The organism is Planktothrix mougeotii LEGE 06226 (genome assembly GCF_015207485.1).
GTDB lineage: Bacteria > Cyanobacteriota > Cyanobacteriia > Cyanobacteriales > Microcoleaceae > Planktothrix.
In genome coordinates, this window is the sequence record NZ_JADEWU010000009.1 from 86,241 (window position 1) to 99,570 (window position 13,330).

Genomic DNA, 13,330 nt, shown 5'->3' on the forward strand with positions numbered 1-13,330 from the left:
CATTAACAAGATATGAAATAGTTGGGTAATATTATTATTCCGGCAAATTGGAGCAACCGTCAAAATAATGAATCAGGGCTTCACCAACAGCTTTTGTAACTCCAGCAGCCACGGCTGACTTTGCTGCCCAACCTATAACAGGAACAAAGTCAAGGACTGAGTGTGCAATTTTACTACCAACAAGTGGAGCCGCGACCGTAGTAAATACGGCTCCAGCAGTTGTCCTATCCAAGTCAACATCAAAAATTGACCCAACTTGAATCACCATTGTTACATCGCCTGCGGTCATTACATAGTGAGAACCAGGAATCCAAGCTACACTTGCAAAACCTAAAGCCCATTTGTTAATAGCCGAACGTGCTTCTTGTCTGGCTTGTCTCTTATTTCGTGCTGCCATAATTACTATTTTATGTTGCTAATTACACAAACGCTTCTTGTCTTGAATCGGAAATCAGTAAGAGTTTAAACAGCTTAAGCTATCTCTAAAATAACAATAAATTTTTATTTAATAAATTGAATAAAATTGGGTAAGTATTGGGAATTTTTAAGAAAACAACCTAAAATAAAATGGGTAAATAGGGGGAAATGTTGGACAATATGGGGAAATGTGGGGTACACTATAACTAACCTTGAAATCTGCCAGACTTTATGGATCTTGAGAACGTGTTAAAACTTGCTGATGATCTGATATTTGCGGGAACAGGTAAGCATCTAAATGATTTACAAGAAACGATTCTACGGGGAACATGGGATGATGAAGACTACAAAGAAATTGCCAAAACTGTTAATCGTTCTGAGGATCGGGTTAGAGAAGTCGGCATGGAATTATGGCAACTTCTTTCACAGCAGTTAGGAGAAAAAGTTAGTAAATCAAATTTAAGATCTGCAATGGAGAGGCAAAAACCATCAATTGTTTCACATTTAGAGCAGCATCATAACCACAATAGTAATGTGACCTTCTGTGGAGAAACTGTACATCTATCAACCTCACAAAATTCTAACTTATCAACTGATCCAGTATTTAACTATCAACAAGCACCAACCCTACATCATGAATTAAGTGAAATGCCAGAGTTAGGGGTTTTTTATAATCGCACTTCCGAACTCGAAACCCTAAAAACCTGGATTTTACAAGAACATTGTCGCTTGATTACGATGACGGGTATTAGTGGAATTGGCAAAACCCAACTCGCAGTTAAACTTTTACCAGAAATCAAATATGATTTTGAATATATTTTGTGGTATAATTTAGACAATTACTCTACTTTTACTGAATTTCAAACCGAATTATTTCAATTATTTGAGCAACAAACACAACAGGAATCAACTGCAAAAAACGGCAACCGTTTAAAACTGATCAAATCTTTACAAAATCATCGCTGTTTAATTGTTATTGATAATCTGCATCATCTTTTTTGTTCGGGTGAATTAGCTGGACAATATCAACCTCAACATCAAGATTTTTGTTCTTTATTTAAAAAAATACAAGAATTAACCCATCAAAGTTGTTTTCTGCTTATGGGTTGGGAACAACCTAGAGAATTAGCAGAAATTAAAAGATCAAATTCTCGATTTAAAATGATAACTATTCAGGGATTAGAAACAACAACAGTAGAAAATTTGATCCGAGAGCAAGGGTTAAAATATCCAGAAAAATTAAGCAGGATTATTCATCAATATCAAGGTAATCCTTTATGGTTAAATATTATAGCAAATTCGCTGCTGGAAGTCGAAGATTTGCTTGAAGAAGTTATTGAAAATAATACTATTTTTTTACCTCAAAGTTTAAAGGATAATTTACAACAGCAATTGAATCGTTTATCTCCTCTGGAAAAACAAGTAATGTTAGAATTAGTTCAGGATGATGAACTTTTAAATTTAGCCCAACTTTTGCAAAGAAGACAAATTCATTCCTCAGATTTACTCAACGTTTTACAATCTCTATTCAGACGGTGTTGGTTAGAAAAGCAAGAGCATTTTTATTGTTTACCTGCTGTGATCAGACAATATATAGCAAGTCTAAATCCGTCGTAAAAATTACTGTAAATCCAATAAAGGGTAGGGGCGAGGCGCGCCTCGCCCCTACAAAGCAATGGGGTTATTTATTAGGTTTAATAATGGGTTTAATTCTTTTATAAAATCTATTTAGGCTTACTATATCACAAACCGGAATAATTCATAGTGAGGATTTTGATTCAATTAAAGTTGAAATTGTCATCAAAAAAGTTTAGAATAAATTTACATAACTTAACAACAGCAATCTGGCTTGCATTTTATGGAATGCGTGATCACTCGTCGGGCGCAATTTTCCGCTAGTCATCGGTATTGGTTGCCCGAATTGAGCGCCACCGAGAATATTGAGCGGTTTGGCCCCGCATCCCGCGCCCCTGGACACGGACATAACTATGTTTTGTATGTGTCAATGGTGGGAGAACTCGATGAATATGGCATGGTATTAAACCTGTCCGATGTCAAACACACCCTAAAACAGGAAGTTACCGACCATTTAGACTTCGCCCATCTTAATGATGTTTGGCCGGAATTTCAGCAAACCTTACCCACTACGGAAGCTCTAGCACGGGCAATTTGGCATCGGTTAGCCCCCCATCTTCCCCTAACGAATATTCAACTATTTGAACATCCTGAACTCTGGGCAGACTATCAAGGAAACGGCATGGAAGCTTATCTAACCATTAGTACACATTTTAGCGCCGCCCATCGGCTGGCTCATCCTGACCTCAGTTTTGAGAAAAATTGCGAAATTTATGGCAAATGTGCCCGCCCTAACGGTCATGGTCATAATTATCATTTAGAAGTTACCGTGAAAGGGGAAATTGATCCTCGCACGGGGATGATTGTAGACTTAGAAGAGTTACAAAAAGCCATTGATGATTATGTGGTAGAACCCTTTGATCATACGTTTTTAAATAAAGATATTCCCCATTTTGTTAAAGTTGTGCCAACGGCTGAAAATATTGCGGTTCATATTCGAGATTTATTGCAAAACCCCATTCAAGAATTAGGGGCAAAATTGCATAAAGTTAAATTGATTGAAAGTCCGAATAATTCCTGTGAAGTCTATTGTACAAATCCAGAATCTGAGTCTAAAACACTTCAAGTCAAACAACCTGTATTAGCTAAGGTTTAATTAGGGGGTTGAAAACTCAAGCAACCGGGTTTCTAGTCATCATCTCTTGGAAAAATCAGGAGTTTTGGTCAAGAAACCCGGTTTCTGTATCAGTTCTAAAATCCTGACAAAGCTCTGTCAATTCGTAATATAGACTAGCACACCCAAATTCCACATCCCTTTCCTGTTGTTGAGTTTTGTAAAGGGTTGGCAAAACTTTCATCCCACACGAGTTGACACCTATGCGGTTATCGACAGTTACCCTTTTAACCTTAGCGGCTTTTGTTGCTCAAGACTCCTCAACTGAGGCGAGTCCTATTCCTAATCAGGCGACAAATGCTTTACCTCATGCTTCCGAATCGAGTCAAGCTGCTAATCCGGTCGAGATGATGGCATTAGTTCCTAGTTTAGCAGTTAGTATTCCCGAAATGATCGAAAGTCCGTCCTTTTCCTCAACGGAATTTTCTACAAAAGATCTTACCTCTGTATCGATCACAAATGTACTTGATCAAACTTGGTTAGCGGAATTGGTTAAAATCAGTAATGGGGAACCTCAAAGCCAGATGAAAAGCCCGATTTCTGTTGCACAACTGAGTCCGAGTTCCGCGTTAAATTATGAGTTTAGTCAAACCATTACCTTACTGAATACTTTATTAATTGTTGCTACCTTAGTTCCTAGTATAACAATTTTATTCTTTTGGTTAGTCCGTCGTTTGATTGTTAAAGAAATTGTCACTCAAGCCCAGAAAAAATTAAATCATATTGATAATTTAGAAGCCCAATTAAAAGCGTCTAAACAACGCTATCAACAGTTAATTAAAGAATTAGAGTTTCAAATTACAACCGCCCAGGAATCGATTAATTTTTTAAATCGGGAAGCCAAGGTTTCTAAATCTTCGATTGAACAGGTAGAAACTCTCAAATCTCAATTTGTTTTACGGTTACAAGGAATGATTTCTGAGGTTCAAGACCTCAAAGAGAAAACGTTAAAAGAATTAGAAGAAAAAACGAGAGAAACGAAACAATTTATCCTTCCTGAAACTTCCGTTTCGTTGAATGGTTTATCTGCTTCTCCCCATTCAAGAGAATCTTTACCTAAAAAATTAGTTGATTCTACTGTTGTACAAACAACGAAACCTTCTCAATCTTCTGAATCTATGATTGCGGATGATTATTTAAAAAAAGGGGAAGCTTTCTTACACGAAGGTCAGTTGAATCAGGCTTTAAATTGTTTAGAACAAGCAATTAAAACGAATTCCCAGTTAGGGGAAGCTTGGTTTAAAAAAGCAACGATTTTAGGTCGATTACAACGGTATAACGAAGCTTTGATTGCTTATGAAGAATATCTAAATTTATACCCTGAGAAATATGAAGGTTGGTATAATCGAGGTAATATTTTAGTTCGATTACAACGATATAACGAAGCTATTGAATCTTATGATCAAGCGATTAAAATCAAACCTAATGATTATGAATCCTGGCATAATCGAGGGGCTATTTTGAGAAAATTTAAACGATTTGATGAAGCTTTAGAATCTTATAATAAAGCTTTAGAAATTTCTCCTAATAAATATGAAATCCTGCACAATCGAGGTAACGTTTTAGCAAAGTTACAACGCCATGAAGAAGCGATCGCTTCCTATCAACAAGCTATTAAACTCAATTCTGAGAAATGGGAATTATGGTCGAATCTAGCCAATGCTTTATCAGCTTTAGAACGCTATGAAGAAGCATTAGAAGCATTAGAAAAAGCTTTGGATTTAAAACCCTATCATTTTGAATTGTTGAAGAATAAAGGTAATCTTTTAGGGAAATTAAATCGAAATTCAGAAGCTTTAGATGCCTATCAAAAAGCCATCCAAATTAAACCGGATAGTTATGAAGCTTGTTTTGAGTATGGAGAAAATTTAGTAAAATTACAACGCTATGCAGAAGCTATTATTCTTTATGAACAAGCCATTAATTTAAAACCTGATTCCGCAGCATCCTGGCGTTCTAAAGGAATGTGTTTAGAAAAATTAGAACAATATTCTGAAGCTTTGGCTTCCTATGATGCCGCCCTTTCCTGTCAGTCTGATGATGCAGAAACCTGGCGTTATCGCGGTTCTTTATTATCTAAATTAAAACAATATCCTGAAGCTATTTCATCGTTAGGAAAAGCAATTTCTATTCAAAAAGAACTCAGAAATGCCAAAAATCCTGCTATTAATTAATCTTCCTAACCCTCCCCTGTTAAAATTATAGTCTTCAAAATGCCAAAATGAACTTCCAACAGATCAAATCTTTGGCGTTCAATTGCAGGACAACCCCATTGAGTTGAGCGCCGATAAAAACGGGGTTGTAGAGTTTGAGAAATAGGAATATAAGCAAGTGGCTGGGATTGAGATGGCATAGATTTAATACAGTGGTGATTCCCCTCAATCATGTCTGCGTAATTTCTATAATTCTGTGGTAACAATCTCAATCCTTCGTGAATTTGATCGCTAAAACCACTGTATTAAATCAAAGTTACAATAAGACTAGGATCGGATTACTGAGTGATTAAGATCACAACAACCGTGAAATTACCAAGGAATCGGTTGGCGATCGCGCCAAAATCCTCCGGTTGGTGTATCATCAGTGCGGGTCGCTAACCAAACAACCGTATCCGCCCCTTGTTCGGGGGTACGAGGTGCATTCGGGCCACCCATATCAGTTTTAACCCACCCTGGACAGATAGAATTGACCGTAATCCCACTTCCGTGCAGTTGAGCCGCTAAAATGGTAGTTAAGCCATTTAAGGCAACTTTAGACAGGCGATAGGCGACCGCATCACTTCCCATGCTGCTAAGTTGACCCATTCCCGAAGACACATTAATAATTCGTCCCGTGTTGTGAATTTGCATCAAAGGAATGAAGGCTTGACAAACCAGTAAAACTCCATAAACATTAGTTTCAATTGCTAATTGAACGGTTTCTAAATCGGTATTTAAAATATTGTTTTCGGGAGGGTCAGGATAAATTCCAGCATTATTAACAAGAATATCAAGACGACCAAATTCTTGACGAACCCATTCTGCTAACTGTTGACTACTTTGTTTTTCTGTCACGGTTAGAGGAGCAGAAATCACATCTAATCCCTGAGATTTAAGTTCTTCGGCTGCTATTTTTCCCTTTTCGGAATCACGACTGGTTAAAATGACTTTAATCGAATGTTGAGCCAGTTGGCGACAGGTTTCAAATCCAATTCCTCGATTTGCACCCGTTACAATAGCAATTTTTGACATAATTTTGCTTTCCCAGGAAATTAAACAGATAGTTTAATTTTAAAGCAGAGTTAATCGATTTTGTCATCTGTCTAAGTAGTCAATCAAAAGTCAAGTTAATAGGGGAGATGAGGAAATATAGCAATCCGTGTAGGATTTGTGAAAAATTTCTGTAGGGGTGGCGTCCCTCCCAACCCTCTTGGCACCTGGGTTGGGAGACCCAACCCCTACGATAAAATATTACACCTATTTGGGATTGCTATAGGTTCATTAGCGATTATTTTATAGGGGCTAGATCAACGTTTTTTTATTGGGATTTTTACTATTTTTATTTAGATATTCTATGAATTCTCAACTCCTGATAAACCGACCCCATACCACTGTTATTTTAGCCATGAGTGCCGATGGTAAAATTTCTGATGAATGGCGATCGCCTGCTCGGTTTGGATCTGAACAAGATAAACTACATTTAGAACAACAAGTTGCACAAATGGATGGGGTTTTATTCGGTGCTGGAACTTTAAACGCTTATCAAACTACAATTAGAATTACCGATCCTGAATTATTGAAAACGCGAAAACAACAAGGAAAATCGCCTCAACCTGTTCAAATTGTGGTGTCTGCTTCAGGAAAGATTAATCCCAATTTTCGTTTTTTTCAACAACCTGTTCCCCATTGGTTATTAACAACAACAAAAGGTCAAGAATTATGGAAAACAACAGAAGGGTTTGAAAAAATTATCATTGCTGACAATAATTTTAATCAAATTAACTGGGTAATAGCGTTTGAGAAATTACAGAAACTCGGATTAAAACGATTAGGAATATTAGGCGGAGGTCAACTTATTTCTACTTTATTAAAACAGAATTTAATTGATGAATTCTGGTTAACGATTTGTCCGTTAATTTTAGCAGGGAAAAATTCACCAACTCCCGTCGATGGGGATGGATTTTTATCCTCTGTTGCTCCCCGTTTGCAATTATTAGAGGTTAAAACTGTTGGCCAGGAAGTGTTTTTACATTATCAAGTAAGTTACACTATCCTACAGGAATAATGCGTCCCTAATCATTTTTGAGACAACATGGTGAAACCCTTAACATCCTCTTATTCTACCCGTTGGATTAATACGGTTGCCGAAGTCCCTCAGACGGCGTGGGATGCCCTTGCCCAACCCTTAATCACGCCCTTTTTTGAGTGGGATTGGTTGCATAATATTGAATCATCAGGAAGTGCCACTGGACGCACAGGTTGGCTACCCCATCATTTAACCGTATGGCGGGATCAACAATTAGTTGGAATTGCACCTTTATATGTTAAAGGGCATAGTCGCGGGGAATTTGTTTTTGATAATCAATGGGCGGATGTTGCCCATCAATTAGGAATTGAATATTATCCCAAACTATTAGGAATGTCACCCTTTACTCCGGCAGAAGGCTATCGATTTATGATTGCACCCGGAGAAAATGAAGAAGAAATTACAGGGTTAATGGTGCATTCTATTGATCAATTTTGCATTGGAAATAAAATTTCTGGCTGTAATTTTCTCTATGTTGATCCCGACTGGAAACCGATGTTAGAAAAGTTGGGTTTTGCTTGTTGGTTACACCATAGTTATATTTGGCAGAATCAAGGATATCAAACCTTTGATGATTATTTAAAAGGTTTTAATGCCAATCAGAGGCGCAATATTAAACGGGAACGTAAAGCAGTCAATCAAGCCGGATTACAACTCCAAACCCTAACAGGAGATGAAATTCCTAAAGGCTATTTTTCTCAAATGTATCACTTTTATGCGAGTACCTGTGATAAATTTGGTTGGTGGGGCAGTAAATATTTAACTCGCAAATTTTTTGAAGAATTACATCATAATTATCGCCATCGAGTGGTATTTGTTGCAGCGTTTGATGATACGAATCAACATCAACCCGTGGGAATGTCCTTTTGTTTAACAAAAAGCGATCGCTTATATGGTCGTTATTGGGGAAGTGTTCAAGATATTGATTGTTTACATTTTGATGCTTGTTATTATTCTCCCATAGAATGGGCAATTAATAACGGGATTTCTATTTTTGATCCGGGCGCTGGAGGTCGTCATAAAAAACGCCGAGGTTTTCCAGCCACACCGAATTATAGTTTACATCGATTTTATGATCAACGCTTGTCTAAAATTTTGCAATCTTATATTGGCAGAATTAACGCTATGGAACAACAGGAGATTGATTATATTAATCAGGATTTACCCTTTAGTCAATAGAAAATAGGTAGGTTGATTGAATACAATGTGAACTACCCACGCTTCTCTACGAGTAAGCGTGGGCTTCTGAGTTCTTAGCCCGATGCCCTTTCACCTTGCGGTTATCCAGTCTTACACAGGCTCCCTCAGCAGAAACGGGGTTCCCTCCGTCTTGGTTTTTAATTCTGATACCTTCGTTCCTGATATTGAGTGAGGCATTACTATCACGGTCATGATAAGTATGACAGTTAGGGTAATCCCATTCTCTGATATTCAGAGGTAACTCATCTAGTACATGACCACAACTCGAACAGGTTTTGGAACTAGGGAAGAAGCGATCAATTTCTATCAGTTCGCCTTCTTTCTGTTTCAGTTTGTAATCTATGAAGTTGACAAACATGGACCATCCCACATCAGATATTGATTTTGATAGCTTCCGGTTCTTAACCATCCCCTTGACATTGAGGTTTTCAATGACAAGTACAGACGCGCCATGGCGCGTCTCTACGCTTTCATCTACCAACTTTCTTGACAATTTATGCAAGAAATCTTGGCGGGAATTGGCGATTTTCTCATGAACCTTAGCTACAATTTTTCGGAATCGCTCTCTCGCAGAACTCCCTTGGGTTTTTCGAGAGAGTTTTTTCTGTTTTCGGGCTAGATTTTTCCGATGACGATATAAATGTTTAGGATTAGCATATTTAGTTACGCTATCACCATCATGGACAATTGCAAAGTCTTTCAATCCCAGATCAATCCCGATAATTTTATTTCCTGACTGCTTAACATCACTTCCTTCAACTTCACACAGAATTGAAGCCAAGTATTTATCAGTTGAAGTTTTAGAGATTGTTACCGTTTTAATCTTCCCTGTGACTTTTCGGTGAAATACTGCTTTTACATCACCAATTTTGGGGACTTTTAGATATTCACCCTTAACAGTAACACTCTGGGGATATTGGATTGATTGCTTATGATGTTTGGATTTGAATCTCGGAAATTTAGCTCGTCCTTCAAAAAAGTTTTTATAGGCTTTATCTAGGTTGATTGCTACACATTGGAGAACCGATGAATAACAATCTTCCTTAAGCCAAGAATATTCTTTTTTGAGTTGAGGGAGCATTCCTTTGTAGGTTGCTAGTTTTAAGCTTTTTCCTGTTTCTTGATAGTGCTGAATGCAGGCATTTAAGGCAAAATTCCAATACCATCTCGCACAACCAAACGACTTAGCCAATGCTAATTCTTGTTCAGATGTTGGGTAGAGTCTAACCTGAATTGCTTTCAACACTTTAAATCACCTCCTATTCTTTTTTTATTATAATAAGTCATCGGTGAGTTGCACAGACCTCTACCGCAATTCATCCCACGCTGCCCTACGGGTCAGACGTGGGGCACGCATGCGGAAGAAGCTAAAAAGCCCTACATTAATTTGTAGTAAGCCCTTTAGGGCTGAAAGTCCTGAAGGACTTACTACGGGGGAAAAGCGATCGCTAAAATTATGATAATATCGAATTAATTGCATCGTCCCATCCTCACCCCAGTCCTGAACCATGAGTCAATGCCTTAACCCTGATTGTTTATACCCTAATCCCAATACTACAAATTTTTGTCAAAAATGTGGTTCTAAGCTACTATTAAAGGAACGATATCGGGCGTTAAAAATATTAGGACAAGGGGGTTTCGGTCGAACCTTTCAAGCGGTTGATGAAGATAAACCCTCTCAACCCTATTGTGTAATTAAACAATTTTTACCCCAAGCCCAAGGTACGAATAATCAACAAAAAGCTGAAGAACTTTTTAAGCAAGAAGCGATACAATTAGAACAATTAGGCAAACATCAACAAATTCCTGAATTATTCGCCCATTTTATCCAAGATCATCGTCAATATTTAGTTCAAGAATATATTCCAGGACAAAATTTATTACAAGAATTAGCTCAAACTGGGGCATTTTCAGAAACTAAAATTATTAATATTTTAGGAGATTTATTACCTGTTTTAGCGTTTATTCACCAGAAACCCGTAATTCATCGAGATATTAAACCAGAGAATATTATTAGAAGAAAGAGCGATAATAAATTAGTTCTAGTCGATTTTGGAGCAGCCAAAGCAGCCACTAGAACAGCGTTAGCGGTCACAGGAACAGTTATTGGATCTGCGGGATATGTCGCACCCGAACAAGCAGTCGGAAAACCAACTTTTGCTAGTGATTTATATAGTTTAGGAGTGACTTGTATTCATTTATTAACGAATATTCAACCCTTTGATTTATTTGATGTTAGTGAAAGTGATTGGGTGTGGCGAGATTATGTAAAGGTTAAAGTCAATAATACTTTGAGTCAAGTTTTAGATAAACTGTTACAACAAGGAACAAAGAAACGTTTTCAAACGGCTCAAGAAGTCTTAGATGCTTTACAATTAAACGCAAAACCGATATCACCACTAACACCCCAACCCAATATAGAATTAAAGTCAGCCAAAGGTGTTAATTATGATCAATTAGAACAACTTTTAAAAGCCGGAAACTGGAAAGAAGCTGATAAAGAAACGGCTGAAAAAATGTATGAAGTAGCAGGAAGAACAAAGGAAGAATTTTTAAGTGAAGAAGATATTGATAATTTTCCCTGTGAGGATTTACGAACTATTGACCAACTTTGGGTAAAATATAGCAATGGACGCTTTGGCTTTTCGGTACAGAAGCGCATCTATCAAAGTCTGGGAGGAACCCGGAGTTCGATAGTTAATGTTAAAATCTGGGAAGCGTTTGGTGATCAGGTTGGTTGGCGTTTTGGAGATAGCTGGTTGTGTGACTACGATCTAAAATTTGAGGAGACATCACCTGAAGGCCACCTCCCGGGTTGGACGGGTTGGGTTTCTTGGACTAGGAGTGGACTAGGGACAACTTGGTTTTTTGGTGGGGGAGGGAAATCTCTTCTCTCGCGTCCAGACTTGTAAACTGTAACATATAAGGCGTTTAACCCGACAGCGTAAGGGCGAGGCGCGCCTCGCCCCTACAGGGGATTAATAGGGTTGCGGGTTTCCGATAGGGTCAGAAACCCGGTTTCTGAATTGAGCTTTTTGTTAGTAGCTCATATTAACGCAGAAACCCGGTTTCTTGGAGGTGTGGGTGGAGGTCAGAAACCGGGTTTCTTAATTGCGCTTTCTATTAGTAGCTCATGTTAAGGCAGAAACCGGGTTTCTTGGAATCGTCAATTTAAACACCCTGATTAGAGGCTAAGAACTCATGATGGTACAAACCGTTACTAAAAAATATAGTTTTGAAGACTATCTCAATTATAGAGATGATACGGATCTCAAATATGAACTTTTCAACGGAGAATTAATTCAGATGACTCCCGCAAGCGGATGGCATTCGGATATTATTGATTTTATACAAGAACAATTAAAAACAGAAATCCGCCGCTTAAATTTAGATTGGGTTGTGCGACCTGGAACTGTGGGAGTCAGAACAGGAATCAGAAAATCCCGAATTCCTGATATATTAGTAATGACAGAAACTCAACGTCAACTTCTGAGGACATTACCCTCAGCTATTCTCGAAGAACCTCCATTATTAGCGATTGAAATTGTTAGTCCGAATAACCCAGAAGATGATTATCGCTATAAACGTTCAGAATATGCAGCATTAGGCATTTCTGAATATTGGATTATTGACCCCCAAGACTTAAAACTCTCAATTTTAACGTTAGTTTCTGGTTTATATGAAGTTATAGAAATGAAACCAAAAGACCCTATAAATTCTATAACTTTTCCTGAATTAAAATTAACAGTTGAACAAATTTTAAATCCTTTTTAAGATGATTAAATGCTCTCAAACTACTTGAGGCTTAAATTTAACTAAATTATTGTAGGATGGGCTATGCCCATTCTATTCAATTTGTAAAATGTATGCCCATTCTATTCTATTCAATTTGTAAGATGGGCATAGCCCATCCTACGAATTGAGGGTTTCTCTCGCGTCCAGACTTGTAAACGGTAACATATAAGGCTTTTAACCCGACAGCGTAGGGGCGGGTTTGCCGGGATTTTTGTTAATAATAATTAACCTAAATAAACCCGCCCCTACAGGTTTTAATAAGTTGATAAAATTTGGTATAATGAAATTAGACCCCATTAGAGGCTAAGAACTCATGATGGTACAAACCGTTACTAAAAAATACAGTTTTGAAGACTATCTCAATTATAGAGATGATACAGATCTCAAATATGAACTTTTCAACGGAGAATTAATTCCGATGCCTCCTGCTAGTGGTTTACACGCTTTGATTCTTCTGTTTTTATTTAAAAGTTTATCCGCAGAAATTCAACGGTTAAATTTACAAGGGGTGGTGATGCCAGGTAATATAGGGATAAGAACTGGAATCAGAAAAACTCGTATTCCAGATTTAGTGATTATTAATGAAACCCAAGTTCAACGGTTAAAAACCTTGGCTTCAGCAATATTAGAAGATCCTCCATTATTAGCGATTGAAATTGTTAGTCCGAATAACCCAGAAGATGATTATCGCTATAAACGTTCAGAATATGCGGCGTTAGGTATTCCTGAATATTGGATTATTGACCCCCAAGCCTTAAAAATCTCAATTTTAACCTTAGTTTCTGGTTTATATGAAGGGTTAGAATTTACGGAAGAAAATATGATAAATTCTCCTAGTTTTCCCGAACTAAAATTAACTGTTAAACAAATTTTAAATAGTTTATAATA

General features: G+C 37.5%; 12 protein-coding genes. 8 read left to right on the forward strand and 4 right to left on the reverse strand.

Annotated elements, in window-relative coordinates; genetic code table 11:
- Positions 1–34 precede the first annotated feature (34 nt).
- Positions 35–397, reverse strand: a complete 363-nt coding sequence (locus tag IQ236_RS06565) for a hypothetical protein (RefSeq protein WP_193868510.1) — start codon at positions 395–397, stop codon at positions 35–37.
- Positions 398–648: 251 nt separating this feature from the next.
- Between IQ236_RS06565 and IQ236_RS06570 the strand changes: the two genes are divergently transcribed.
- The 3 genes from IQ236_RS06570 (at position 649) to IQ236_RS06580 (ending at position 5,340) form a co-directional block, all read left to right on the forward strand.
- Positions 649–2,034 (forward strand): ATP-binding protein, encoded by a 1,386-nt coding sequence (locus IQ236_RS06570; RefSeq protein WP_193868511.1) that lies wholly within the window; start codon positions 649–651, stop codon positions 2,032–2,034.
- A 241-nt stretch (positions 2,035–2,275) separates the two neighbouring features.
- Positions 2,276–3,148 carry a 6-carboxytetrahydropterin synthase gene (locus IQ236_RS06575; RefSeq protein ID WP_193868512.1) on the forward strand — a complete coding sequence of 291 codons (873 nt, stop codon included), beginning with the start codon at positions 2,276–2,278 and terminating at the stop codon, positions 3,146–3,148.
- Between the two features lie 221 nt (positions 3,149–3,369).
- Positions 3,370–5,340, forward strand: coding sequence for a tetratricopeptide repeat protein (locus IQ236_RS06580; RefSeq protein ID WP_193868513.1), 1,971 nt, complete (start codon positions 3,370–3,372; stop codon positions 5,338–5,340).
- A gap of 5 nt (positions 5,341–5,345) precedes the next feature.
- Here IQ236_RS06580 and IQ236_RS06585 read toward each other — a convergent pair whose 3' ends face one another.
- Together IQ236_RS06585 and IQ236_RS06590 are read right to left on the reverse strand one after the other, a co-directional pair.
- On the reverse strand, positions 5,346–5,519 hold the full coding sequence (locus IQ236_RS06585; protein ID WP_193868514.1) for a hypothetical protein: 174 nt from the start codon (positions 5,517–5,519) through the stop codon (positions 5,346–5,348).
- Positions 5,520–5,691: 172 nt separating this feature from the next.
- Positions 5,692–6,393: an SDR family oxidoreductase gene (locus IQ236_RS06590; RefSeq protein WP_193868515.1), complete on the reverse strand. Its 702-nt coding sequence runs from the start codon at positions 6,391–6,393 to the stop codon at positions 5,692–5,694.
- Positions 6,394–6,715: 322 nt separating this feature from the next.
- On the opposite strand from IQ236_RS06590, the gene IQ236_RS06595 reads away from it, so the two are divergent.
- Together IQ236_RS06595 and IQ236_RS06600 are read left to right on the forward strand one after the other, a co-directional pair.
- Positions 6,716–7,426 carry a RibD family protein gene (locus IQ236_RS06595; RefSeq protein WP_193868516.1) on the forward strand — a complete coding sequence of 237 codons (711 nt, stop codon included), beginning with the start codon at positions 6,716–6,718 and terminating at the stop codon, positions 7,424–7,426.
- A 27-nt stretch (positions 7,427–7,453) separates the two neighbouring features.
- Positions 7,454–8,626 carry a GNAT family N-acetyltransferase gene (locus IQ236_RS06600; protein WP_193868517.1) on the forward strand — a complete coding sequence of 391 codons (1,173 nt, stop codon included), beginning with the start codon at positions 7,454–7,456 and terminating at the stop codon, positions 8,624–8,626.
- A 46-nt stretch (positions 8,627–8,672) separates the two neighbouring features.
- On the opposite strand, the gene IQ236_RS06605 is transcribed toward IQ236_RS06600, so the two are convergent.
- Positions 8,673–9,893 (reverse strand): RNA-guided endonuclease InsQ/TnpB family protein, encoded by a 1,221-nt coding sequence (locus IQ236_RS06605; protein ID WP_193868518.1) that lies wholly within the window; start codon positions 9,891–9,893, stop codon positions 8,673–8,675.
- Positions 9,894–10,155: 262 nt separating this feature from the next.
- On the opposite strand from IQ236_RS06605, the gene IQ236_RS06610 reads away from it, so the two are divergent.
- From IQ236_RS06610 to IQ236_RS06620, 3 genes are all read left to right on the forward strand, one after another.
- Positions 10,156–11,559 (forward strand): GUN4 domain-containing protein, encoded by a 1,404-nt coding sequence (locus tag IQ236_RS06610; protein ID WP_193868519.1) that lies wholly within the window; start codon positions 10,156–10,158, stop codon positions 11,557–11,559.
- A gap of 289 nt (positions 11,560–11,848) precedes the next feature.
- Positions 11,849–12,421 carry a Uma2 family endonuclease gene (locus IQ236_RS06615; protein ID WP_322744092.1) on the forward strand — a complete coding sequence of 191 codons (573 nt, stop codon included), beginning with the start codon at positions 11,849–11,851 and terminating at the stop codon, positions 12,419–12,421.
- 334 nt (positions 12,422–12,755) lie between these two features.
- Positions 12,756–13,328, forward strand: a complete 573-nt coding sequence (locus IQ236_RS06620; protein WP_228041461.1) for a Uma2 family endonuclease — start codon at positions 12,756–12,758, stop codon at positions 13,326–13,328.
- Positions 13,329–13,330: the final 2 nt, after the last annotated feature.

Excerpts from the sequence above, each read along its gene's own strand:
- IQ236_RS06565 (WP_193868510.1), bottom strand. The coding sequence starts at position 397 with ATGGCAGCACGAAATAAGAGACAAGCCAGACAAGAAGCACGTTCGGCT.
- IQ236_RS06570 (WP_193868511.1), top strand. The coding sequence starts at position 649 with ATGGATCTTGAGAACGTGTTAAAACTTGCTGATGATCTGATATTTGCG.
- IQ236_RS06575 (WP_193868512.1), top strand. The coding sequence starts at position 2,276 with ATGGAATGCGTGATCACTCGTCGGGCGCAATTTTCCGCTAGTCATCGG.
- IQ236_RS06580 (WP_193868513.1), top strand. The coding sequence starts at position 3,370 with ATGCGGTTATCGACAGTTACCCTTTTAACCTTAGCGGCTTTTGTTGCT.
- IQ236_RS06585 (WP_193868514.1), bottom strand. The coding sequence starts at position 5,519 with ATGCCATCTCAATCCCAGCCACTTGCTTATATTCCTATTTCTCAAACT.
- IQ236_RS06590 (WP_193868515.1), bottom strand. The coding sequence starts at position 6,393 with ATGTCAAAAATTGCTATTGTAACGGGTGCAAATCGAGGAATTGGATTT.
- IQ236_RS06595 (WP_193868516.1), top strand. The coding sequence starts at position 6,716 with ATGAATTCTCAACTCCTGATAAACCGACCCCATACCACTGTTATTTTA.
- IQ236_RS06600 (WP_193868517.1), top strand. The coding sequence starts at position 7,454 with ATGGTGAAACCCTTAACATCCTCTTATTCTACCCGTTGGATTAATACG.
- IQ236_RS06610 (WP_193868519.1), top strand. The coding sequence starts at position 10,156 with ATGAGTCAATGCCTTAACCCTGATTGTTTATACCCTAATCCCAATACT.
- IQ236_RS06615 (WP_322744092.1), top strand. The coding sequence starts at position 11,849 with ATGATGGTACAAACCGTTACTAAAAAATATAGTTTTGAAGACTATCTC.
- IQ236_RS06620 (WP_228041461.1), top strand. The coding sequence starts at position 12,756 with ATGATGGTACAAACCGTTACTAAAAAATACAGTTTTGAAGACTATCTC.